This window comes from Neochlamydia sp. S13, assembly GCF_000648235.2.
Taxonomy (GTDB): domain Bacteria; phylum Chlamydiota; class Chlamydiia; order Chlamydiales; family Parachlamydiaceae; genus Neochlamydia.
The window spans coordinates 750,669-773,067 of sequence record NZ_AP017977.1; the positions used below are offsets into that span (position 1 = coordinate 750,669).

The 22,399-nt window shown below is 37.2% G+C and carries 21 protein-coding genes and 1 pseudogene; 9 read left to right on the forward strand and 13 right to left on the reverse strand.

All coding sequences use genetic code 11. The features are described 5' to 3' along the window. Positions 1–137 precede the first annotated feature (137 nt). From TY21_RS02895 to xseA, 6 genes are all read right to left on the reverse strand, one after another. Complete coding sequence (locus TY21_RS02895; protein WP_042240675.1) at positions 138–1,772, reverse strand: DUF11 domain-containing protein; 1,635 nt, start codon at positions 1,770–1,772, stop codon at positions 138–140. A 403-nt stretch (positions 1,773–2,175) separates the two neighbouring features. Continuing rightward, complete coding sequence (locus tag TY21_RS02900) at positions 2,176–2,361, reverse strand: hypothetical protein (protein ID WP_042240678.1); 186 nt, start codon at positions 2,359–2,361, stop codon at positions 2,176–2,178. Between the two features lie 668 nt (positions 2,362–3,029). Further along, entirely contained in the window at positions 3,030–3,881 is an 852-nt protein-coding gene (locus TY21_RS02905; RefSeq protein ID WP_042240684.1) for an NAD(+)/NADH kinase, read from the reverse strand. A gap of 9 nt (positions 3,882–3,890) precedes the next feature. Further along, complete coding sequence (locus TY21_RS02910) at positions 3,891–5,792, reverse strand: 1-deoxy-D-xylulose-5-phosphate synthase (RefSeq protein WP_042240687.1); 1,902 nt, start codon at positions 5,790–5,792, stop codon at positions 3,891–3,893. A gap of 19 nt (positions 5,793–5,811) precedes the next feature. Further along, a complete protein-coding gene (locus tag TY21_RS02915) occupies positions 5,812–6,063 on the reverse strand; it encodes an exodeoxyribonuclease VII small subunit (RefSeq protein ID WP_039385194.1) in 252 nt (83 codons plus the stop codon). Then, positions 6,056–7,411, reverse strand: a complete 1,356-nt coding sequence (gene xseA, locus TY21_RS02920) for an exodeoxyribonuclease VII large subunit (RefSeq protein WP_042240691.1) — start codon at positions 7,409–7,411, stop codon at positions 6,056–6,058. Before xseA ends, TY21_RS02915 begins: the two co-directional genes overlap by 8 nt. 343 nt (positions 7,412–7,754) lie before the next feature. Here xseA and tpiA point away from each other — a divergent pair, with 343 nt between their 5' ends. Next, a complete protein-coding gene (gene tpiA, locus TY21_RS02925) occupies positions 7,755–8,546 on the forward strand; it encodes a triose-phosphate isomerase (protein ID WP_042240740.1) in 792 nt (263 codons plus the stop codon). Beyond that, a complete protein-coding gene (gene secG, locus TY21_RS02930; protein ID WP_042240694.1) occupies positions 8,543–8,839 on the forward strand; it encodes a preprotein translocase subunit SecG in 297 nt (98 codons plus the stop codon). The genes tpiA and secG overlap by 4 nt, the downstream gene beginning before the upstream one ends. A gap of 46 nt (positions 8,840–8,885) precedes the next feature. Here secG and TY21_RS02935 read toward each other — a convergent pair whose 3' ends face one another. Beyond that, entirely contained in the window at positions 8,886–9,335 is a 450-nt protein-coding gene (locus tag TY21_RS02935; protein WP_042240697.1) for a DUF423 domain-containing protein, read from the reverse strand. Positions 9,336–9,618: 283 nt separating this feature from the next. After that, the gene (def, locus tag TY21_RS02940; protein ID WP_042240700.1) at positions 9,619–10,155 is read right to left on the reverse strand and encodes a peptide deformylase; all 537 of its coding nucleotides are present in this window, start codon (positions 10,153–10,155) and stop codon (positions 9,619–9,621) included. Positions 10,156–11,260: 1,105 nt separating this feature from the next. Between def and TY21_RS11610 the strand changes: the two genes are divergently transcribed. The 5 genes from TY21_RS11610 (at position 11,261) to TY21_RS02960 (ending at position 16,393) form a co-directional block, all read left to right on the forward strand. Further along, the gene (locus TY21_RS11610; RefSeq protein WP_255501511.1) at positions 11,261–11,386 is read left to right on the forward strand and encodes a hypothetical protein; all 126 of its coding nucleotides are present in this window, start codon (positions 11,261–11,263) and stop codon (positions 11,384–11,386) included. Positions 11,387–11,398: 12 nt separating this feature from the next. Beyond that, a complete protein-coding gene (locus TY21_RS02945; RefSeq protein WP_255501529.1) occupies positions 11,399–11,785 on the forward strand; it encodes a DUF6444 domain-containing protein in 387 nt (128 codons plus the stop codon). A 38-nt stretch (positions 11,786–11,823) separates the two neighbouring features. Beyond that, the gene (locus tag TY21_RS02950; protein ID WP_042240706.1) at positions 11,824–12,126 is read left to right on the forward strand and encodes a hypothetical protein; all 303 of its coding nucleotides are present in this window, start codon (positions 11,824–11,826) and stop codon (positions 12,124–12,126) included. A gap of 244 nt (positions 12,127–12,370) precedes the next feature. Continuing rightward, positions 12,371–12,625: a hypothetical protein gene (locus tag TY21_RS02955; RefSeq protein WP_130589503.1), complete on the forward strand. Its 255-nt coding sequence runs from the start codon at positions 12,371–12,373 to the stop codon at positions 12,623–12,625. A gap of 525 nt (positions 12,626–13,150) precedes the next feature. Continuing rightward, positions 13,151–16,393: a hypothetical protein gene (locus TY21_RS02960; protein WP_042240709.1), complete on the forward strand. Its 3,243-nt coding sequence runs from the start codon at positions 13,151–13,153 to the stop codon at positions 16,391–16,393. 187 nt (positions 16,394–16,580) lie between these two features. Here the strand turns inward: TY21_RS02960 and TY21_RS02965 are convergent, their stop codons facing one another. The 4 genes from TY21_RS02965 to TY21_RS11210 form a co-directional block, all read right to left on the reverse strand. Then, on the reverse strand, positions 16,581–17,807 hold the full coding sequence (locus TY21_RS02965; RefSeq protein WP_368665346.1) for a hemolysin family protein: 1,227 nt from the start codon (positions 17,805–17,807) through the stop codon (positions 16,581–16,583). A 141-nt stretch (positions 17,808–17,948) separates the two neighbouring features. Continuing rightward, positions 17,949–18,413, reverse strand: coding sequence for an rRNA maturation RNase YbeY (gene ybeY, locus TY21_RS02970; RefSeq protein WP_042240715.1), 465 nt, complete (start codon positions 18,411–18,413; stop codon positions 17,949–17,951). A gap of 119 nt (positions 18,414–18,532) precedes the next feature. Continuing rightward, positions 18,533–18,691, reverse strand: a complete 159-nt coding sequence (locus tag TY21_RS02975; RefSeq protein WP_079979899.1) for a small basic protein — start codon at positions 18,689–18,691, stop codon at positions 18,533–18,535. Between the two features lie 15 nt (positions 18,692–18,706). Continuing rightward, a complete protein-coding gene (locus tag TY21_RS11210) occupies positions 18,707–18,880 on the reverse strand; it encodes a hypothetical protein (protein ID WP_174232786.1) in 174 nt (57 codons plus the stop codon). Between the two features lie 189 nt (positions 18,881–19,069). Between TY21_RS11210 and TY21_RS02980 the strand changes: the two genes are divergently transcribed. Then, complete coding sequence (locus TY21_RS02980) at positions 19,070–20,554, forward strand: hypothetical protein (RefSeq protein ID WP_042240717.1); 1,485 nt, start codon at positions 19,070–19,072, stop codon at positions 20,552–20,554. A gap of 55 nt (positions 20,555–20,609) precedes the next feature. Here the strand turns inward: TY21_RS02980 and TY21_RS10945 are convergent, their stop codons facing one another. Continuing rightward, a complete protein-coding gene (locus TY21_RS10945; protein WP_158623008.1) occupies positions 20,610–20,774 on the reverse strand; it encodes a hypothetical protein in 165 nt (54 codons plus the stop codon). Positions 20,775–21,380: 606 nt separating this feature from the next. Here TY21_RS10945 and TY21_RS02985 point away from each other — a divergent pair. Beyond that, positions 21,381–22,205 (forward strand): annotated as a pseudogene (locus TY21_RS02985) (IS5 family transposase). The last annotated feature ends 194 nt before the right edge of the window (positions 22,206–22,399 follow it).

The window sequence follows — 22,399 nt, forward strand, 5'->3', positions numbered from 1 at the left end:
CGATACCTTTAAAGGCTAATTCCCTTTTTACACTGGCAACTAGTTTTTTAAAAGCGCATAAATCTTCAAGGAAGGGGAATAAAAAAGGCTGGCTTTTCAAAAGCCAGCCTTTACATAAAGAGCCTAAGACTACTTTATTAGTTCACTATCGTACTTTCTTGTTGAACGATAGGTGTCTTGATTGCATCTGAAGAAACTTCAAATTTAACGCGTGCATCGCCAGATTTTTTTGCTTTGGCATCCACACGATATCTTAGTGTTTGTCTAGCTGCTACGTTTTTAACAGGTGCAAACTTAACTGTATTACCAGAAATTTGGCCTGAAGCATCACCAGACACTCCTATCGCTTGAACTTCCTCTGGGAAGGTAACTACAACTTGTACATTACTGTCCGGTTCTGAACCTTGGTTCACAACTACAATATTGTAGGCTGTAGAGTCATCAATACAGATAGGGTTCTCTGTCTGAGCTACTGATACGTTTAATGCAGGGCGTCCTTTCCAATGAGTCATCGATTCACAATGACCATTGCAATTTTGAGCGTTTGTGACGTCTACCTTGTTAGTAAAGCATCCCGCTACGCAGGTGGTAAGCGTAGTGTTGAAAGATACTTTTTCACCTGGCTTCATTTCTCTTAATCTCCAGGTCGCTGTATTACCGCTAATTGTTGCTCCATTAGCAGTTACAATCGATGTTGAAGGAGGAGCATGATCAACGATTACCACATCTGTCAAAGGTAGGTCACCTGTGTTCATGACTATAATTTGGTAATCAGCATTTTTGCCGATTTGTTGCTCTTTTGGTCCTACTTTTGTGCACTCCATTTGACAGCAAGAAATGCATACTGTTGATTCGCAAGATACAGAATCAGCATTGCAGGCGGTCACAACGGCAGTGTTGGTGAACTTGCCACGCTTAACAGCTGTAGTGCAGATGTTAACAGTCTTAGATTGGCAAGGTTCTAAAGAGCCAAGCTTATAGACTAAAGTTTTTTGGCAGCTTACATGTTCTACACCTTCTGGTAGATTATCTGTGACCACCACATCTTCTGCTGCGCAGCTTCCATGGTTTGTTACAGTAATTGCATATTCAACAGGTTCACCTGGAGCTACTTGCTCAGGTCCAGTTTTTTTGCAAGTAAGAACTGGTTTAGCACAAAGTATGGAACAAAAACGAACAGGGACTGCTGTAGCACAGAAGCAGGCGCAAAGTTCACCTTCGATATCACACTTTAGCCATATTTTTGCTGGACGGCATTCACCTTTGCTCATGGAACCAAAATTCCATGATACTTTACGTCCATCCACGCGTCCTTCAGGCTGGCTTCTAATGTATGTTACGCCATCTGGTAGGGTAGTTGTTACATTCGCTTCACAAAGATCATCACAAGCTTTAACGTCAAATTCTAAAGGATATTGATCATTTAGCATGCATATTCTTGGATTACGAGCAGTAACAATCAGACCGTCTTTACAGACAAGTTCACTTCCAGAAGGATGCTTGCAACCAGCTGGAGGTTTGCAATCTGGCTCGTATTGAGCATCAGAACTAGCTTGCTTGCTAGAGAATTTTGATGCGAAAAATGCTTTTGCTGCAGCAACTGGTGAAGTTGAAGTGACTCCCTCAGATGCTTGGTTTGTTTGATAAATAGGTGCTGGCTGTTCATAAACAGGGGCTGAATTGCTGGTTCTGTTATCAGCGCAACCTACCCACATGAGTGCGGTAGTGCACAAAAAAAGCAACGAGGCTATTATTCCTAGTTGTTTCTTCATTGATGACTCCTTTCGTTTGTTTTTGGTCATAGTAGATTAAATAACTTAAATGTTGGTCTAATCTCGTTTCTACAGTAGATGTATATAACACGATTGAACAAAACCTTCACTATTTTTTATTGTAGAGAGAATGTTCGTGAATTTCAGCGATAAGTTATCATGAATCTAAGAGCTTATCATTTAATCTCAAACCTTAATCTAATGATGGCTTCGACTGGCTCAAAATATATTAAGGTTCTTTCGATCCTGCTTTTCCTTGTTTATCTCTGCATTTAACATGTTTATATGTCGTTTAGTTTAATCGCCCTTTTTTTTAGCTTAAGTGAATGCCTAAGCCATTAAAAGGGGCAATTATTGTGACAGCCATTAGGTCCCGACAGCTTTAATGCTGTCGGGATTATAACTAATAATAGGTTGTATCACTACTGGTAGTATTCTCCCAAATATAGGGGGAAGGTGCTTGACGAGGCTCACAGGCTCTTGGAGCGCATGAAGTGCCAGTTTCGCTGTTAGTCCACCAGCCGCAACCACAGCCAGTCAATGCTGTGGCAACTATTGCTAAAGATAATAAGTTAAAGGTTTTTTTCATTTTTTTTCCTTCTGTTTTGTTTCAATAGTCATTAATTTCAATTAAGAAAATGCTTAACTTTTTTACTTAATTTCTTAATAGCAAACAGGGTCACAGACTGGTGCTGGAGCACATGGCCTTGGAGCATTTTTAACATAAGGCTTGGTATAGTAGGGCTGGGGAGAGCAAGGCTTTGCACATGGCTCATAGCCAGCACGATTTCCACAGCAGCCTGTTAATGCAATTACACTTAAAAATAAGGCCACTGATGAAAAGAATTTTATAGCTTGTTTCATACTAACTCCTTGGGTTTAAATTTAATTTACTCTGCACGATCATTATTGATTAGGTAATTTTTGGTCTCATTCATTTCCGTACTACAATTTGTATACTTCAAAAAAAAAGGATTTACCCTTTTTAGATACGCATTAGCTAATAAACTTTCCACTAGAATTTTTAATTTCATCAGTTTTTTGGAATGAAATTTTCATAATTCCCTTAAAAACAAACGTTTAAATTTTTTTAGCTTGAAACTAATTTTAATAAAAGCCTTGTTAAGATTCAAAGATAGTGTCTTAAAGAAGACGCTTTCTTGATGGCTATTATGCTTGAAGAGCCAATATAGACATATTAAAAAATTATAAAAGAAGGAAAATAATTAGGAAATTGGAGGGTTTTTTTATGGGTATTCATATTTCATCCGCCTTCAATTTTCCTGACCAACCTAGCTTAGAGCGAAGTGTAGAGTAAAAATCATGATGGAGCATATTAACCAAGCGAAACTTTTTTTGAGCACAGCTTAAATAAAATTTTTCCCCTGTTTTCATTTGGAAGCTAGAAAATCCATCATAGGTAACTTCAATAGGCTTGAGTTTGCTTATGTATTCAATACGGATTTGATGAGAGGGCAGAAGAACAATAGGGCGATTGGAGGTCGTGTGAGGACAGATAGGAGTAATGACAAAAGCTTTTAAGTTAGGAGTTAAAATAGGACCTCCTGCGGCCATTGAGTAAGCTGTAGAGCCACTAGGTGTAGCCACAATAATTCCATCGGCACAATAGGTATTTAAATAAATATCATCGACGAAAATTGAAATTTCGATCAGGGAAGGATTTTCAGCCCGGTGGAAAATAATATCATTAACAGCATAGCACGTTCGATTATCCTCTGTTTTCCCAGCCATCATCATACGTTCACTTATAACAATTTTATCTGCTAAAAGATTCTCAAGACTTTGATAAGTTTCCTGAATAGGTATGTCGGCCATAAATCCTAAGCCACCAAAATTGATGGCCATTAAAGGAGCTGTTAGTTCGGGATGACGTTGAATCACACGAAGAATGGTTCCATCACCGCCTAAAGAAATAATATAATCGATTTTATCAGGAGAAATGCTTGATAGGTATGCTGCATCAATTTCATCAGCTACCTCATCTTCTGCATAAACATGTGCGTTTCTTTTTTTAAGGAAAGCAGCAATTTGTTGAGCAATTTCCCCAGATGTTTTTTTTATCATGTTAGGAAAAAGCGCAATATGCATGTATATACCTTAAGCGTGAGCTTGCTGAGTTTTTTGCAAGGAAAAATGTAAGAGAATACGATGAGCAATTTGGAGTGCGCTTAAACCAATTTCCTGAATAATCTCTGCATGGCTCCCTTGATCAAGAAAAAGTTCTGGGATACCAAAATTTAATACTTGAATGTTTGTATAGCCTTTAGAAAGCAAGAAATGATTGATAATACTACCCATTCCAGAAGCGACCGAATGTTCCTCTAAAGTGACAATTTTTTGATGAGACATCAGCATCTTACAAATAAGGTCTGCATCTAAAGGCTTTACGAAAATGGGGTCCATAATAGTAGGATGATAGCCTTGTTGCTGAAGAATCTCACGTACTTGAAAGGCTATAGTATTCATATGGCCTAAAGAAATAATTAATATCTCTTCGCCTTCGGCTAAAATTTCTCCTTTTCCGGGAAAGCGATAATTTAAAGGTTCTTCTCTATCTTCTGTCATCATATTAGGGTAACGTATCGCAGCTGGATGGCCCCATGTAGGTGCTGATTCCATCAGCTCGCGTAGCATATGGCCATCACGAGGCTGGCTGATGATCATATTGGGCATAGCATTTAAAAATGAAAGATCATAAATTCCATGATGAGTCGCTCCATCGGGGCCTGAAATTCCACTTCTGTCGATGGCAAAGATGACAGGGAGCTCTTGTAAACATACATCGTGAAAGACATTATCTAAAGCTCTTTGGAGAAAGGTAGCATAAATAGAGGCAAATACCTTCATTTTACGACCATATGCCAAGCCTCCACAATAAGTAATTGCATGAGATTCAGCAATTCCGACATCATAACAGCGTTCAGGAAACTTTTTCATAAAGTCTTCTAAACATGAACCTGCAGACATTGCAGGTGTAACGGCAACTACACTGGGATCGTTTTCGGCCATCTTTAAAAGATGGCTTCCAAAAATTTTTGGAAAAGTAAGTTTGGCTGTTAATGCTGGTAAAAATTTACCGGTTCCTGGGTTGAAGGGTCGTGCTCCATGATAAGAAATGGGATTTTTAACGGCTTCTTCCATGCCTTGCCCTTTATTAGTTAATATATGGAGAAGGACAGGCCATTTGGCATCTTTAATTTCTTCAAAAATTTCTACCATTTTTTTGATGTCATGGCCATCAATGGGACCGATATAAGAAAGGCCGTAATGCTCAAAGAAAGCCGCAGGACTTACCAAATTTTTCATTGATTCAGTAATTTTATGACCCTGTTTGGCCAAAAAAGGTCCATAGCTAGGAATTTTTGAAACCAGAGTGTCTAACTCTTGATAAATCTTATCGGTAGTTGGGTTGCTAAGTAAACGACTTAAAATTCGCGTAATAGCGCCTACATTTTTAGAGATGGACATTTCATTGTCATTTAAGATCACAATAAAGCGTTTTAAATCCCGAGGAATATTATTTAATGCCTCTAAAGATAAGCCGCAGGTAAGGGTAGCGTCCCCAATAATAGGGATGATATACTCAGAACGCTTGGTTAGATCGCGGTTTTTTGCCAGGCCTAAGCCTAAGGATAGGGCTGTACCAGCATGTCCTGCATAGAAATGATCATGGGGGGATTCTTTAGGATGGCTAAAGCCACATAGCCCTTTGTATTGGCGGATGGTAGGGAATAGTTGATTGCGTCCCGTTAAAATTTTGTGCGTGTAGGTCTGGTGGCTTACATCCCATAAAAATTTGTCCAGAGGAGAAGAAAAAGCTTTATGTAAGGCAAGAGTTAGTTCAATGGCTCCTAAGTTAGAAGCAAGATGTCCTCCATTAATCGACATTACCTCAATAATACGTCGTCTGATCTCATCGGCAAGAGTGTTTAAAGCGGCTAAAGGAAGTGGTTTGATGTCTTCGGGGGATTGAATTGTCTCCAGGATAGTCGTGCTCATTTTATTGTTTCTTTCCTTACTATGAATTAAATTCTTGCGTGAGTGGCTTTTTATCTGGGTCTAATACTACCTCACCATTACGATTTTTCACTAATATTTCAATTTTGCGCTCTGCTTCTAGTAGCCTTTTTTGGCAGCTAGAAATAAGCCTATCAGCTTCTTCATATAGCTTTAATGATTCATCTAAGCTAATCGCCCCTGAATTCATTTTTTCTAAAATTTCTTCCAGCCGTACAAAAGCAGCTTCAAAACTAAGTTCTTTTTCATTCACTGGCTTTAATTTCCTTTACAGTTGAAAGAACTTCCCCATCTGACAAATATATCCGAAGGTCTTGATTCTTATGGATGTTAGTTACGGAAGTTATAACTGAATTATCCTTTTCAGAAAAGAGAATAGAATAACCTTTGGTTAAAAGGTTTTTAGGGTTGATTAGGTGCAAAGCTACTGAAATACTTTCTAATTGCTCTTTTTTGGAATCTATAATATGCCTCATTTGATGGTAAATATTTTTATCCCAATATTTTACTTTCTCTTGCAAGTATGCAATTTGAGAAGAAGGTCTGAGAGTTCGCAGCCTTTTATTAGAAGCATCCAAGATAAGATGCAGCCTACAAATTTTTTGCTTGATTAGATAATCGAGCTGCTGGCGGTTATCATCTAGCCTTTGGATCCACGGCCCTAACAGATAATAAGGCGAAGAGAGCATAGGCTGTTTAAGAAATGCGCTTAAGCGTTGCCTGGATAGGAAAACTTTGTGAGAAATGCTTTGCGTAAGCCTTCTTTTTATTTGTTCTAAGTGTTTAAGTTGCTCAAGTTTATCAGCAATTACGATTTCTGCAGCTGCAGAAGGAGTAGGAGCTCGAACATCAGCAACATAATCTGCAATGCAATGATCTGTTTCGTGGCCTACTGCAGAAATAATGGGGATACGGCTATAAAAAATTGCCTCCGCCACAATTTCTTGGTTAAAGCACCATAAATCTTCAATACTCCCTCCCCCTCGGCCTACAATTATTACATCTACTAAATCATGTTCGTTAAAAAAATGGATCGCTTGGGCGATTTCCTGTGCCGCTTCTAAGCCTTGAACTCGCACTGGATTAATAAGAAGGTTAAGTCCTCCCGAACGTCTTGTTAAAATGTTTAAAATATCTTGGATAGCTGCTCCTGTAGGACTAGTAATTACACCTATACGGTTAGGCATGCGAGGAAGGGGCTTCTTATGCTCTTTTCTAAACCATCCAAGTTGGTGAATTTTTTGTTTTAGTTCTTCTAGCTTTATTAGCAACTCCCCCAGACCTACTGGCTTCATCTCATAGATCACAATCTGATAATTTCCTCGTGTAGGATAGACATTAATTGCCCCCCTCACTAAAACTTGCATACCATCTTTAGGAGGGGATCGCAATAAAGCCGCTTCTTGTCGCCAGATGATAGCGCTGATCTGCGCATGGGCATCCTTAAGAGAGAAATATACATGCCCAGAAGAATGAGGTTTACAATTACTAATTTCTCCTTGTAACCATACATTGGGGAAAGTTCCTTCTAAAGACAGTTTGATTGCCTGAGTCAATTGAGTGACAGATAAAACTACTGGTTCTGAGGCTGGAAGATGCATAAAATGAAATTTATATCCTATTTTTTCTAAGGTAATATAGAGTATAAAGAAGTTCGTATTTAAGAGAAAAGAGAGGCTAAGTAATTTTTATCTCTCTCTTCACAGTTTGGCTATAAAATGCTGGATTTGCTAGAAAAAGAAAAGCGCCTTTAAGAGCAAAAAAAGGAACTTATAAACCTCCTTAAGTTAAAGAGATTTGCGTTAAAATAAAGGATATAATTATTCATTTTCCTTAAATTGTGTACTTTACAGCATTCCTCTTGGCTGAAGCAAAACATTCGTAGGCATGGCTTGCTTTTTAGGTAGAAAAAATGATAATATCACTTTTAAAAAAGGAATTTTCATGACGTCCGCAAGCCGTCCCGTAGTCATCGCTGGCAATTGGAAAATGTATAAAACAATTGAGGAGGCTACAGCTTTTGTTCCAGAGCTAGTATCATTAATTAATACCCCTCAAGCTCAAATTTATTTAGCGGTACCTTTTACTGCTATTAAAGCTACTTCAGAAGCAGCAAAAGATACTGTTTTAGTTGTGGGAGCCCAAAATATAAATGATGCATCTGAAGGGGCTTTTACCGGAGAAATTGCCGGGAAAATGCTAAAAGATGCAGGGGCAGAATTTGTGATTATAGGTCACTCCGAACGGCGACGCCTTTTCTATGAAACAGATGATCTTATTAATAAAAAGATTAAAAGGGCTTTAGAGGATAATTTACAAGTGATTTTTTGCGTGGGTGAATCAAAAAAAGAGAGAGAAGCGCAACAGACTCATGAAGTATTGGCTAGGCAGCTTAAAGAGGGGCTGGCGGATATTTCAGTAGAGCAGCTCAGGCATATTATTATTGCCTACGAGCCTATATGGGCTATAGGCATGCCTCAACCAGCAGGAGCTGAAACGGCCCAGGATGCGCACGCATTTTGCCGTCAATTAATAAATGAAGGCTGGGATGAAAAAGCTGCTGAACAGATTATTATTCAGTACGGGGGAGCTGTGAAACCAGAAAATGCAAAAAAATTTTTAGAACAGCCCGATATTGATGGTTTACTTGTAGGAGGAGCTTCTCTTTCATCAAAAGATTTTGCTCAAATTATTAATTGTTTTAACTCTATTTATGAAGAAGGGATTACTAAATGACATTTTTATATTACACCACTATGGTTTTTTTCATGATGCTATGTGCTTTATTGTGCTTTGTCATTTTGATCCAAGAAAGTAAAAGCTCAGGGTTAGGAGCCTCTTTTGGGGGAGAAGCAAGCGAGTCGTTATTTGGAACATCTACCGCTGACGTTTTGAAAAAATTTACCGCTTGGCTAGCAGTAATCTTTTTTGCTGCTTGTATTATTCTCTCCTTATGGACTAATGCTATAGGCCGTGCTAATCAAGCGCAAAGCATGCCATTTACCCTAGAAAATACCGAATCCTCATAACCATAAAAAGCTTAACGAATAACGTTTATAAACGTTATTCGGGCTTTCATGTTTCTTGATTAATCTGCTTTATCGACTGATCAATCCATTTAACTTGCCGCAAGGTGGCAGCCATAAGGACGCCGAAAACTGTTCCTGCCACTAGGCAAGTAGCTGCAATGAAAATAATCTTGGAGGCGACTAAAGTGACGAGAGCAACAATGGCTACTAAGCTTACTAGGTTTGAAATAAGGCTAGAATCATGATATTGTTCAATCTTGCTGTAATAAATACGTAAATCATAAAGAGAATTTCTACGTAAATTATTATCTAGATTTACTTCTTGAAGTTCCTTGTCAATGGTCTTGAGGATGTATTTGGTAACGAATGTGCCTATGATAGGAGTAAGCGATAAAATTTTAAAATTTAGCTGAGCTTGAAAAGGGGGCTTGTTATCAAGCAAGGCTGGATGATGGGTTGTATCCATTCCGCCATGTGTAGTATGGGAGGGAAACATTTTTACTCCTGACTTTATTAGTTTTAACAAGTTTTTGCAAAGGGCTTACCCCGAAAAAACTACATTTATGAGTGTTTCAGGAGAAGAAGGAAAGCCTAATCTTTATAAAATTGCTTATTCAATAAAGAGCTAAATTTTTGCCTTTTTGCAAAGTTTTAATAAAAGAGAAGAGATCAGTTTTTAACTTCCTATGAACAACCTTCTACCATTTATGATAATGCCTTAAGGGTGAGTAATTTTATAAAATACTGCCTCTTGAAAAACAACTAAAATATTTAGAGCTTTAACTTTTAAAAGAGTATTTCTTTTTAATTTCTCGAAGTTTAGATTCTATATTCTGACGGTCCGATCGGCTTGCTATACGATCAATAAATAATTTTCCATTAAGATGGTCATTTTCGTGTAAGATGCAGCGAGCTTCATAGCCTACGAATTCTTCGGTAAATGTTTTGGCATCTAAGTCCATCGCTTGGACCACAATTTTTAAAGGGCGTGTAACTAACCCTGAAACTTTAGGGATGGAAAGGCAGCCTTCTGGTAGGGTGTCACTTTCTTCACTATAGGAAAGAATTTTAGGATTAATAAAAATTCTTTCCACGCCAGGAAGGGTAGTCTCATCATTCATATAGGTAGGTACACAGGTAACAAATATAGCAATAGATTGATGGACTTGAGGACCTGCCAAGCCGATGCCTTTTTCTGCATACATCGTTTCTAGCATATTGGCTGCAAGCTGACGCAAATCAGAATTAAATTCTTTAATAGTCTCCGTTTTCTTACGAAGAATAGGATCTCCATAGTAGGCAAGCTGTAAAATCATAAAAGCTTTAAATAAAAGTGATAATACAAGGGAAGATAACCCACTACATTTTTTTTTGCAATCCTAATTGCAGCGTTAATAATAATAAAATGAAAAAGTTTTCTTATTATTAGAAGAGATTAGATATTTTATATTTGTAATAATTTTGCTTGAATGTATATTAATCATTATTAACATGCAAACATACGATTAATTAGTAAATAATTTGTTACACATTCAAACATTTGATTTTTTAAAGTTTTCTTAGATTAAATTTTTCTTTAAAAGCCTTCTTTGCTTTGCCGCCATCGCCTTGAAACATTAACCATCTCCTATTAAACGCCAAATTTTTTCCTTAAAGAATTCTTCTAACGAAAGCTATCTAGGATATGCAGGAAGAAAGTTGTTGGATTTCTCTAGTAAGAACCTGGATAGCATGTGCATTTTTTGTAAGGAATATTAATATTTTAGCTTTCCCTTTTTTATATAGGCTTGCTTACTTAAGCTTTACCTTAAAGCTCTTTCAGCTAAAGCTTTGTCCCTTTGGTTATGACTAACTTTGCTTTCAAAAAACATTCTTCCTCTTCTTTCTTAAGCGGTGGCTAAACTTTGGCGCCTTATTTTGCTCTGCTTTTAGCTTACACTTTTGCTCTCTATCCACTTTCGCCAGCTGCTTTTACTAGCAGTTAGGTTAGAAAGGATGAGCCATGGCTACAGGAAAAAAAGCAAACGAAAGTCTAGTGGCATCATGTTTCTATCTATTTGCAAATATATTTAGCCCTTGCAAGCCGATTATTGCTTAAGTGATAAAGAAATTAATCAAGCATTCTTGAAAGGGATAAAACAATGCAAAGTAGATTTTGCCTTACATTAAGGCATAGTAGCTGTGCCATGCAATTAAAAATACTTTAAGCCGATCTGCCTTATCAGGCTTTTTCTTAATAAAATGCTTTAAAGCATCCTGAGGGGAAGTTAGAAAGCCCGAACCCTCTCTTTCTATCAAATCTTTATCGCGATTAGCTTAAGTCAGTCTTGCCTGGTAAGCGGTCAGGGGAGGTATCAATTACTTTGTGATAAATAAAACAATTTCTAGGGTTTATATTTACTTAATCATATATTAAGTACTATGCAACCTTCATACGAGCAGCTATTTAATGAGAATGCAGAGCTAAGAGCTGAAAATGCCCAGCTTCGAGCTGAAAATGTACAATTAAAAACCCTGGTGAATAGATTGGAAAAGGTAATCAGCTAGCTTGAAGCGCGTATTGCTCATTTGGAAGAGCTGCTTAATCAAAATTCTAAGAATAGTTCCCAGCCACCGTCGACGGATCAAAAAGCTAATCGTTCATTATTAGCTAAAGTAGAAAATCGACCTTATCACCCTGGTGCTCGCCGTAAGTTATTACCTGCTAGCGCAGTTACCTCGCAAGAGGTTTGTAGTATAAAAGTTTGTCCATACTGCCACGCTGCTATGCATGCAACTGATAAGTTTCTTGCACGGCAGCAGATCGAGCTTCCTGAAATTAAACCTTTGGTGCATCAAATCGATCGAGTGACGAGCAAATGCCCTTGCTGCCATCTACAAATACGTCCTGAACTTAAAGAAAATGAGCAATTCTTGATCGGTCTTAAGACTGGTAGGCTTTATTAATCTGCTGAGGGAACAATACTGCCTAAGATCATCGTGCCGTGCGTGCCCTGATTAGTGCGCTATTGCCTAATGTAGCTTTAAGCCAAGGTCTTATTTCTAAAGTTAAAGCTCGCACCGCTGCCTTACTTTTTTCCTCTTATATGATACTCGTTAAAGCAGCTATTACCACACCGCAGCCTTTGCATACAGATGCGACAAGTTGGCGTCATGCTGCCATTAACGAACATTGGCTAGTACTACGTGTAGGAAATGGGATTGCTTATGCATTAAGAGCTTATCAAAATGGCGTTACTCTAAAAGCGCTAGTCGGTCAGAAAATTTATTGTTTAGTGAGTGATTGAGGCTAAAGCTATTCATCAAATTAAGGTAAAGATCAAACAGTATTGTTTAGCTCATCTAATCCGTACTCTACAAAGGCAAGCGAACAGCCCAATATATCTTTAGACGATATACAGCATTTAGGACACCCATATGATATCTTGCAAGAGCTTTTTAAAGATAAATATCGCCTAGAAAAAGGACAAATCAGCCAGTCTACTTAGGCTATAGTATGGGTATCTTAACTGGTGTTATATACAAGAAGAATTGCAAACACTGCAGTACTGGCGTAGCACTAAAAAATGGCGGAAGTTTTGCCACAAGCTTTTAAAGCAGATCAAACATTTCCATGCTTACTTGAAAGATCCTGCTATTCCTATGACCCATCATGCTGCCGAAGAATTTTTAAGAAATCTAGCCATTGTACGTAAGTTAGGTAGCCAGTCTATTGATGGCAAAAGATGGACGAGGAGCTGCATAGCTGTATCGAAACTCTTTATCGTCAACAAAAGTCTATTCTAGATTTTCTAGCAGACGCCATCTATGCAGCTCCTAACAAGCAAACTATCCCTTCTGTTATCTAAAATTTTTTATATCCCATGCCCGCTTACCTTGCCTGTCCTTAAATAACTCATTTATTTAATTGCTTAAAAAAATCTCTTTTTTTTAACTATTTTTGCTTGATTAATATTAGAATAATTTTAATTTTTAATTGTTAACTTTTATTAAAGTATTATTGTTTTCACAGCTTAAAATGCTTTATAAATTCTTGACATTTGTAGTTGTCTTTAAAGGATATTTTAATGGAAGTATCTCTCCTCAGTTTGAAAAAATAAAGATGCCAAGAAGGAAAACATTAAAATCATTGAAAAGAAATAGATTATCCTTTAATTTAGAAAGGAAAATATTTTGTTGTTTTGTTTTGGTGATGAAATTTAATTGAAATCTTAATTTATAAGATAGTTTAAGATTGATTTCTAAAATTTAAGTTTATTTATATTTTTAATATGTTTTATAATATTTATTGAACAAATAGAGGAGATAAACATGCTTCCCCCTTCTACTCCTACTTCTCCCGTATCCAGCTTTCATAAATTTTTTGATTATATTCCTATTATAAGTATAGGATCAGCGATTGCTCACTTTGCTATCCTCTTATTTGAAAAGTTTTCGCCGAAAAAAAGTTTGTATAACGCTCCATTAAATGAACGCAATATCCAGGTTATTTCTTCAGACAGCTGGGGGCACGGAAAAAGAGGTTTACTAGACTGTGTGCCTATTGCAGGAAACATTATTCTTGGGATTCATGACCTTTACCATAAATATTATGGAGCTAAGCCCAAGCAAGAATTGCCTACCTCATCGAACTCTCATTCTGCTTCCACTTTGAGTACCACAGGTAAGACAGACGAGGCTTTTAAGAGAAAAATTGCGCAACTTGAAGAAAAGTTAAAGCAAAAGGAAGCTTTAATTCAGCAACAAAATGTAGTAATTAGAAGCCACGAGCAAACAATAGAAAAATTAGACAATCAATTGATTGTGGCAAAAGATGAAAATAAAAAGCTTAATAAAAAAGTTGAAAAAATTAGAAGAAAGAATGAAAACCTTATTAGCGAAAAAGAGAAGCTTCAACTTTTAATAGACAATAAAAATGATGAGCTTATTGGTGCCACAAATATCTACCAAACGACGCAAGACGAATTGCAAAAAGCCTATGCAAATTTGGCAGAGGCAAGAAAAGCTTTAGCTCAAGAGCAAACATTTGCTCAACAACATTCTAGCCTTGGTTCAGCTGAAGACTTGGAGAAATTAAATCAGGATTTACATCGACAACAACAATTAGTTGAAGAATTGGAAAGGAAAGCCAATTCCATACGACAAAACTTGGAGAACGCTGAAAAAGAAAAAAATGATCTGATTCAGCAGTTGCAGCGTACGCAAGAGAGCTTGCAGCGTAAAGAGGCCAACCTTGAAGCAGCAACAAGGGCTTCGCAACTGGCTCATGAAAGCTTAGCAAACGTTCAAGAAACGGTAGAAAGTGTACAAATAGAAAATGGCAAGCTAAAACATCAAGTGATAAATCTCACAAGTCATTTGAAAGATCGTGAGCAAGAAAACTTGGAGCTACAACAGAGGATTGATGAGCTAGAGCTAAATAAGCAAGAAGCCATAGATCTAAGAAAAAAACTTGCTAGCCAGGAAAGCTTTGTAGCCACATTTTTAAAAGAAGAGCAACAAATACGCGAGGATCTTAGCAGTAAATTATCACAAGCACAAGAGACGATAAGGGAATATGTCTCTCAAGTTGAACAGCTACAGATGAAATATGAGGGTTTAAAAAGTAAATATCAGACTTTAAAAGATGAACCACCTTTAAAACAAGAATTAGAGGCGGTGGAGCGTAAGTTAGCAGAAATTACAGTACAAAGAGACCATTTGCTAGAGCAAATTGAATTCATCAAATTTGCTCAAACGCTTCCTTCTTTAGATAGATCTCTAAGTCTTAGCAGGTCTATGCATCCTGAGGATGATATTTCTCATGATAATATCTCCCAGGTGACAGATTCAGGAGAAATGACAGAATGGACTTTAATTGCAGAGAAAGAAAAAACAGAAGATGAAGGAGTGACTTTTGCTGGTAAATTCTCCTCGCGTTATAAAAGGGAAAATATCGATACCTATATCCAACATGTTCTGACAGCAGGCAATCATGCCGCAGATGACCTTGCAAAACGGATACAAGAAATACTTAATTACGAAATTCCTCCTGCTCTTCTTTCTGAATTAATCTTAAATTTTAACGAGCAGATACGAAAAAAAGCTCTTTTAATCCACGAAAGATTAGGCATTAACAGCGATAACATCGAGCAATTTATTAAGCCGAATGATCCTATTGTGGAGAAAGGAAAAAGGCTTGCGAAAGAATATGAAAACGAGATCATGAGTGCGTTACAGGATGCATGTAGGCAGTCTGCTGAAAAATGGCCTCAGCATAAGAAAGATCTCCTCTCTTTAACGGACGAATGCTTCAAAATTTATCAAAACGCCTATTTTCAAGGCGTCGTACATTTTAACCATTGGTGGAGAGAAGTGTACGATAAAACAATCAATTTTAGTAAAGAGGAGCTCGGCGCAGCTCAAGTGCAACTAAAAGCTGTGGGAGAACCTTACAGCTCGGCCGCACCGCGCAATCGCCAAGATACTCAAAACCCTGCTGTCCCTAACTTCTTTAGAACAACCTACCTTCCTTATCTATCCTCTCCTACTTCGGATATGAAAGCGATCAAAATGGACAATGTGACTCGTTCGGCTATCCCAGTGGAGTTTGACCAGACAAACAAAGAAATTCGCGAGCAAATTAATAGACAAATCGTAAAAAAAATACTAGAAGAACATGCGCTAGAATATTTAAAAAAACATTCAGGACAAGCAAGCGGCGAAATTCCTATAAAATTGGATTTTGCAGCCGTCACTTTATTATCCCCCTCATCAGTGTTAGATTGGGCTAATTATTTTGGAAAATTGGCTAATGCAGATAATGAAGCCATGCTTCTAAAGGAAGCAAAAGAGGCTTACGAATATTGGCATGGAAAACCTTTGGTAGTTAAAGGTCAAGAGTTTCAATTTCAAATTACCTATATGAACATACCCTGCAATGACCTTTATTTTAAATCTTTAGAATGGTCAACGCAGGCTTATGCACTAGAATGGGAGGCCAATCAAATAGCTATAAAACACCTAGCGCAAAAAGTCGTAGAATATGAACTAGCGGTGAAAAAAGAAATAGAGGAGAATAATACTTCCTCTGACTTAAAATCAAAAATGATGAAAGTTAAAATCTTACAAAATCTTTTGAAAGATGTAGAATCTATATTAAATATCCCTGAAGGTAAAAAATTAGAAGCTTTTGGTAATAATTATTATGCTCTAGTCTCTCGGGTACTCATGTTAACTAGTTTAGTAAGCGATGGGGTACACTTTGGATGCCGAAGCGGCAAGGACCGTACGGGCCTAGCTAATCTTGAGGTAGACAAATTGCTACAGCTTACTCATGCATTAGAAGGTTATCCTTCATTAGAAGCAGAGGTGAATGAGCCTAAAATAAGGGCTATGGCTAAAGAGATAGGACATCAACTCTATATAGATTCCGGTAATCTTGATGTGATTCCTGAGGCAAATCTAGGATGTCCTTTGGGAATGAATATAGGAGCTTGTGCCAATCCAGGGGATAAAGAAGCTAAAGAATATGCTCTGGCAGGGGCAAAAGCTTTCGTACGTCCAGGTCATTAATCTAAAAAGATTATGCAAGTTTGATTACCATAGGATTAAACTTGTATTTACATAGGATCTTAAGTTAATTCTTTAGGCACTAGCCATGAGTAGAAATTTGCACATTTTTTGCCTAGCTTTAATTTCTTTCTAAGATTGAAATAGGACTAGAAGAGGAAGCTAGGTCAGAGAGCTTCTCTTTAATAGGTTACTTTTCTTCATTTAGAAGAGGAGAAGATTCAATAGGTTTGATACGCACTTTTTCTACTGAACGATCGCTAGATTCTAAAATCTCTAGCTCAAAGTTATCATGATGGATGATAAAGTTTGTAGAGGGAATGGCGCCAGCTACATGGAATACATAGCCGCCTACAGTATCATATTCTTCTTCCTGGGGAATTTGAATGCCAAGCTGTGCCTCTACATCAAAAATGCTCATTTTAGCATCAATAATCCAAGAACCGTCCGCTAATTGTTTAACAGTTTCTTCTTCTTGATCATATTCATCTGCAATTTCTCCTACAATTTCTTCCAATATATCTTCTATAGTGATGATTCCTTCTGTACTTCCATATTCATCCACCACAATGGCAAAATGAACTTGTTTTTGGCGAAATTCTTGTAGAAGATTGGAAATTTTTTTTGTTTCCGGTGTATATAAAATGCTTTTTTGTATAGCTTCAATGGGTGTATCAAGAATCCTCGAGTCTTTTTTTTCCTCATATTCCATGTATTTTTTCAAAACATCTTTGTACATAAGTACTCCTACGATATTATCTAACGAATGTCGATAGATAGGAGTGCGGCTGTACCCCTCATGTTGCAAAAGCCGGGCTGCTTCTTTAATGGATGTGTCTGCAGATAAGCTAAACATATTGAGGCGGGGCACCATCACTTCACGAGCACAGCGTTCCTTGAAAGTTAAAACAGATTCTATAAGTTTTTTATCATGAAAATTTAGAGTGGGGCTAACTTCTGCTTCTTGAATTAATTCAATAATCTCTTTTTTAGCTTGAGCACTAGGTACCTGCGTTGAATCGAAGTATAAGTCATAAGATCTTAAATGGGAGATTTTTAGAAAAATAAAAGCTAGAGGAAATGCAAGAAAAAAGTAAACAGAAGAAAAAGAAAACCCTATTTTGAGAGCTTTTTCTGGTAGATGTGTGCCTAATAATCTTGGTAGATAATCACCCAGAACAAAAGAGGCTAGAATTAAAATGAGAAGGCTTATAATTATCCATAATGTATTCAGGTAATCAGGCCTTTCGCGAAGGGAGTTAAAGAGAGTGGTCTGCGACAGAAAAATGATGCCGCAGGCTGTATAACCAAAACGCGCTAAATTTTGAGCACAAATCGCTGTGAAAAATAGGCTTTCATATTCATGATGAGGAAAAAAAATATGATGAAAGGATCTGTACAAAAAAAAAGAATTCATCGCTTTAATTTGCTTTTGAGCATCTTTTTTATGCATACGACGGAAAGAGCTAATCACCGCTGTGAGGAGAAAGGATCCGAGGAGGAAAAAAAGTGTCAAAAAGAACATCCAAATGAGAAACAACTACTTCTCCTTTATTATCTATTTAGGTAATAGTAATAGATTAAGTTTCTTTAAATTAACCATGTGTTTTTTTTCCGCTTTTCGCATGATCAGCTTTTTCTTTCTTTCAGTATCCTCGTATCCCATTAAATGAAGCAGCCCGTGTACAATATATAAAGTACATTCTTCGTAAGGATCGCCTGAATGCTTTTTAGCATATTCAAAGGCGGTTTGAGGGCAAACAAAAATTTCTCCTAGAATTCTATATTTCTCCGGCCCTTCTCCATGATTATTTGTATCCATAGGGAAAGAGATACAGTCAGTTGTCGAGGGGTCATTAAAATATTGCTGATGGAGCTGGGAAATTACGAGAGGTGTTACAAAATATATAGATAGTTCATCACAACTTTGATTTTCTAACTTAATAACAGCATCAGCAATTTTTTTGACTAAGCGCAGGGGAAAAGATAAATTTTTTTGCTTATTGTGGACGTGTATTTGCACAAATGTAATAAGTGGGTTAAAAGCTACTTTGTTAACACAAAGACCTATTGAATGCAAGAAGAAGAAAAATTTTTTTAAAAGATGGAAAGCCAGGAGCCTGTAGGGGCTCCGTAACTCTTTTAAAGAACTGGTGTTTTAGGTAAACCTGTTATGCGAGTTTTCTTTTCCGCATCCCAGCGTCCTAATTTTTTTAATACATCGATTCTTTCAAATCTTTTTAAAACGTTACGTTTGGTGGCCCCTTTGTTGGCTTTTCCAAAGCTTGGATGTCTTGACATAACTCGATCCTTAGATTACTTAATTTTTGGAATAAAAGCTTGTTTGGCAATAGCGCCTTCCAAAGCATTTGAGTGGGATTTAAATCCCTCTTTCAAATTTTCTTTACGGGGTCCAGTTTTTTTAGCAGGAAGGCTAGGCTTGCGATGAGATTTGCTGCGTCTTTCTGCTTGTTTACTAATACGAACCATTTTATACTCCTAAAGTCATAAAGCAAGCTGATTATAAGGATTTAAGCCAATTGATGCAAGTAAAATGAAAATTTAGACAGGGGAAAGCTTATAGACGATTATTTCCCTTGATAATAAATGTAAAATTCAATTAAAATTTATTATAAATAATATAGATATTCCTACTAACTAACCAAAATATAAAGATACATGAAGGGTCCTGTAGCGCGCGACAGTATAGGAAGGTGTACGCCAGGCAATGATCTCTATGCCATGATTCGCAATCCTATGGCAAAGGTAGCGCCTGTGGCAAAGCCCGTAGATACAATAAGATCTTCTCGTTTGCGCCTTGAAAGAGAAGCAACGGCTAAAATTGGCAAATTCATGCAAAATTTTTTAGTGGTTGCACGAGCCGGCAAATATATCTTTTTGGCATTCACTCTACCCCCTTATTTGTTGCTATACGGATTACCTAAATGGGTCGTTGAAAATACTGTCCCCCTTTTATTTTATCTTTCCTTAAAGCCTTTCCAGATGATGCATCACAAGCTAAGGTACGCACTTAAAAGCCATGAAGCTAGCAAGAATGTTATCTACAGTATAAAAAACTTGTTTTCGCACGCTTTTAAGCATACTGCGGAATACATTCAATGGATTCAACGCACAAGCCAGGCTTTGTTTGTACATTTAAAGCATTCTATGGTTGCTTTAAGCTATCGTCTATTGCAGCCTTATTTGCCTATCATGCAAAGAAGCATTCAAACCGCGGAAGCAGTTACAAAGATGCTTTTGCAAAAGACTTATCAACGAGGTGATAAGCAAGCAGAACTGGCTCGCGAATTTGCATTATTATTGTGGAAAATAGCTAAAGAAGAGTTTGCTGGCCCTCTTAATCTTTATATCAATGATTTGAAAGCTAAATTTAATACCTTTAAGAAGCATTTAAAAAAGCAGATAGAAAAGCCTCGTCTGGAAATTCAGAAGTTTAACGATAACCTAATACATCAACTGAAACGAATCAATGAAACCCTACAAACTTTAGGACTAAAGATTTCTAAACATGCAGAAATAATGACTTTAACTGTAATCAATGCGGCTCTTCCCTTCATTGGATGGGCTAAGCCGCAAATCCAGCGCAGCGTCAATCTTTTCCAAACGGGCAGAGCAAAGTTAAACCACCATTTGACACACTTAAGTAGCATTATGCAAAACTTAACGTTATCAGCTTTAAAAGCATCGCGCTTTAGCCAACATCTGATTGTTAATTCAGTAAAAGACGTTTTTAAAGCAATAGTTCCTCGCTTTGTAAAGCAATTTTTTAATCCTAAAGGCGGTTTTAAGCAAAAGAGGCAGCAAATGCTAGAATTTTTTTTAGGAAAAGCGAAAAAGCTTCAGGGCTTTGCAAAACACTTGCTAAGTAGTGCTCTAGAAGCCTCTAAAAAAGGTTTGTTTAAGTTTTTGCAAAAATTTTACAAGTTTATCTTCTTAATCGGTAAGCAGCTTAAAGAATTGCCCATGCGTCTTGCTAAAGCAATTTTCCGAAGTTATCTTTTTGCTTGCAATTCTTTTGTTCAGATAAATCACCTTATGCGTTGGTTTTTTATCTTAAGTTACGTGCTCGTACGTTTAGCATGGCAAGAATTGCGTGAGATAGCAGGACGTATTCTCGAAAGTTATAGCTTTAAAAAAATTTAGCTTCTTAGTACTACAGTGGTAAATATAAACATAGCTTTCTTTGCCTTTGATAGTGTTAGTAACAGGTTCTTGCTTGATGCTTATGATGCCAATTAGACCATTCTAGCCAATAACTCCAACATTGCTTAATAGAGGTGTGGGCATCTATCCCTAGACGCCTAGCTTCTTGCAAGGTATATCTAATTAAATTAAATTTCGGTGCTTTTAGAAACTTCTTCATATGAAGCCTAAAGAGCTTTCTTTTCTTCTCCAGCGGGTTGAAAGCATCGCGCAAGCCCGAAAAATAAGTTAAAGCTAATCAACAAAGCATCATGTGCGAGTACCAACCGATGTAACTTCTCACCTCATAGTGATCAAGCCCAATTTCTCCTTTAGAAGCTTTAAAGCATTCCTTTATCGTCCAGCGGCTCCCTGCAGCTTTAGCCATAGCTTGTAAAGTAACATTGTTGGGACAACAAGGTATATAATAAGCTACATCACGAGGATCTTTTACGTTACGTTTTAATAAAAACCAGCGTGCCCACCCTTTAAGTGCTATTTGAATTGACTTCTAGACGATACCACTGATAATAGCGTTCGCCTTTTGCTCCTTTTCCTGTTGATAAGCTCTGCCAGTCTTTTGGCTTAATTTCTGCAAGGAAACGTTGGACTGAATTTCGATCAAACAAAACCTACGCTCACATGGTAGTTAGATAGCACAGCTAATATATAAGGACAGCATTCTTGCTCTAGATAAGCTCTTAAGGGATAAACTCCCTACACCTCATCTCCTACTACTTAATGTAAATTTTAGTAAAATGGTGACTCAACATTTAAAGGAGGCACCATGAAGTTTGATAAGATAGAGAAATTAGATGATGAGCGATTTAGACGATTGACAGGGGTCAAGCGTACCACCTTTAATAAGATGGTGCAAATTTTACAGCAAGCCGATACGGCCAAGAAGATTAAAGGCGGGCGTAAATATAAACTGCGTTTAGAAGACATGCTGTTGATGGCTTTGGAATATATGCGCGAATATAGGACCTATTTTCATATTAGCCAAAGCTATGGAGTCAGTGAAAGTTCAGCTTATAAAGCGGTGAAATGGATTGAAGATACGTTAATCAAGCATCCAGATTTTGCTTTACCGGGACGTAAAGAGCTTTTGAAAAGCGATACGGAATATGAGGTTATTTTGGTTGATGCTACAGAAACGCCTATTGAGCGCCCTAAAAAAAACAAAAGCGTTATTATTCAGGGAAAAAGAAAAAACATATCCTAAAGACCCAAGGTGTAGTCGATAAGAAAAGTAAAAAAGTAATTTGTACTTCACATGGTAATGGCAAAAAGCATGATTTTAGGCTATTCAAAGAATCCCAGGTTAAACTCCATCCACAAACAAAAGTGCTAACAGATTTGAGGTTATCAAGGATTAAGAAAGCTACATATTCAAACCCAGATGCCCAAAAAAAAGTAAGAAGAATCCTTTAACTAAAGAGGATAAAAAACAAATCAAAGTTTATCAAGAGAAAGAGCTGCCAATGAAAATGTCATTGGCCTCCTTAAGCGATTTAAAATTATAGCAGATCGCTACAGAAATAGGCGTAAAAGATTTGCACTTCGCTTCAACTTAATTGCAGCAAATTCTAACTGGGAATTAAATATGTAAGTTTTGAAAGAGTTTTATTCCATCATTCGATAGAAGAATTAAAAAATTGCGCCAAAAAGAGCCGTTTTTCTCAAATAAAGCAAAGAATTAAGTTTATTCTTTTAGCCAAATTAAAATTGCTGCGTCACTTAATCGCCAAAACCTGTAGCTGCTCCTGAATGCTTGGAAGGTCCCCCCTTTCCTTAGGTCTATCT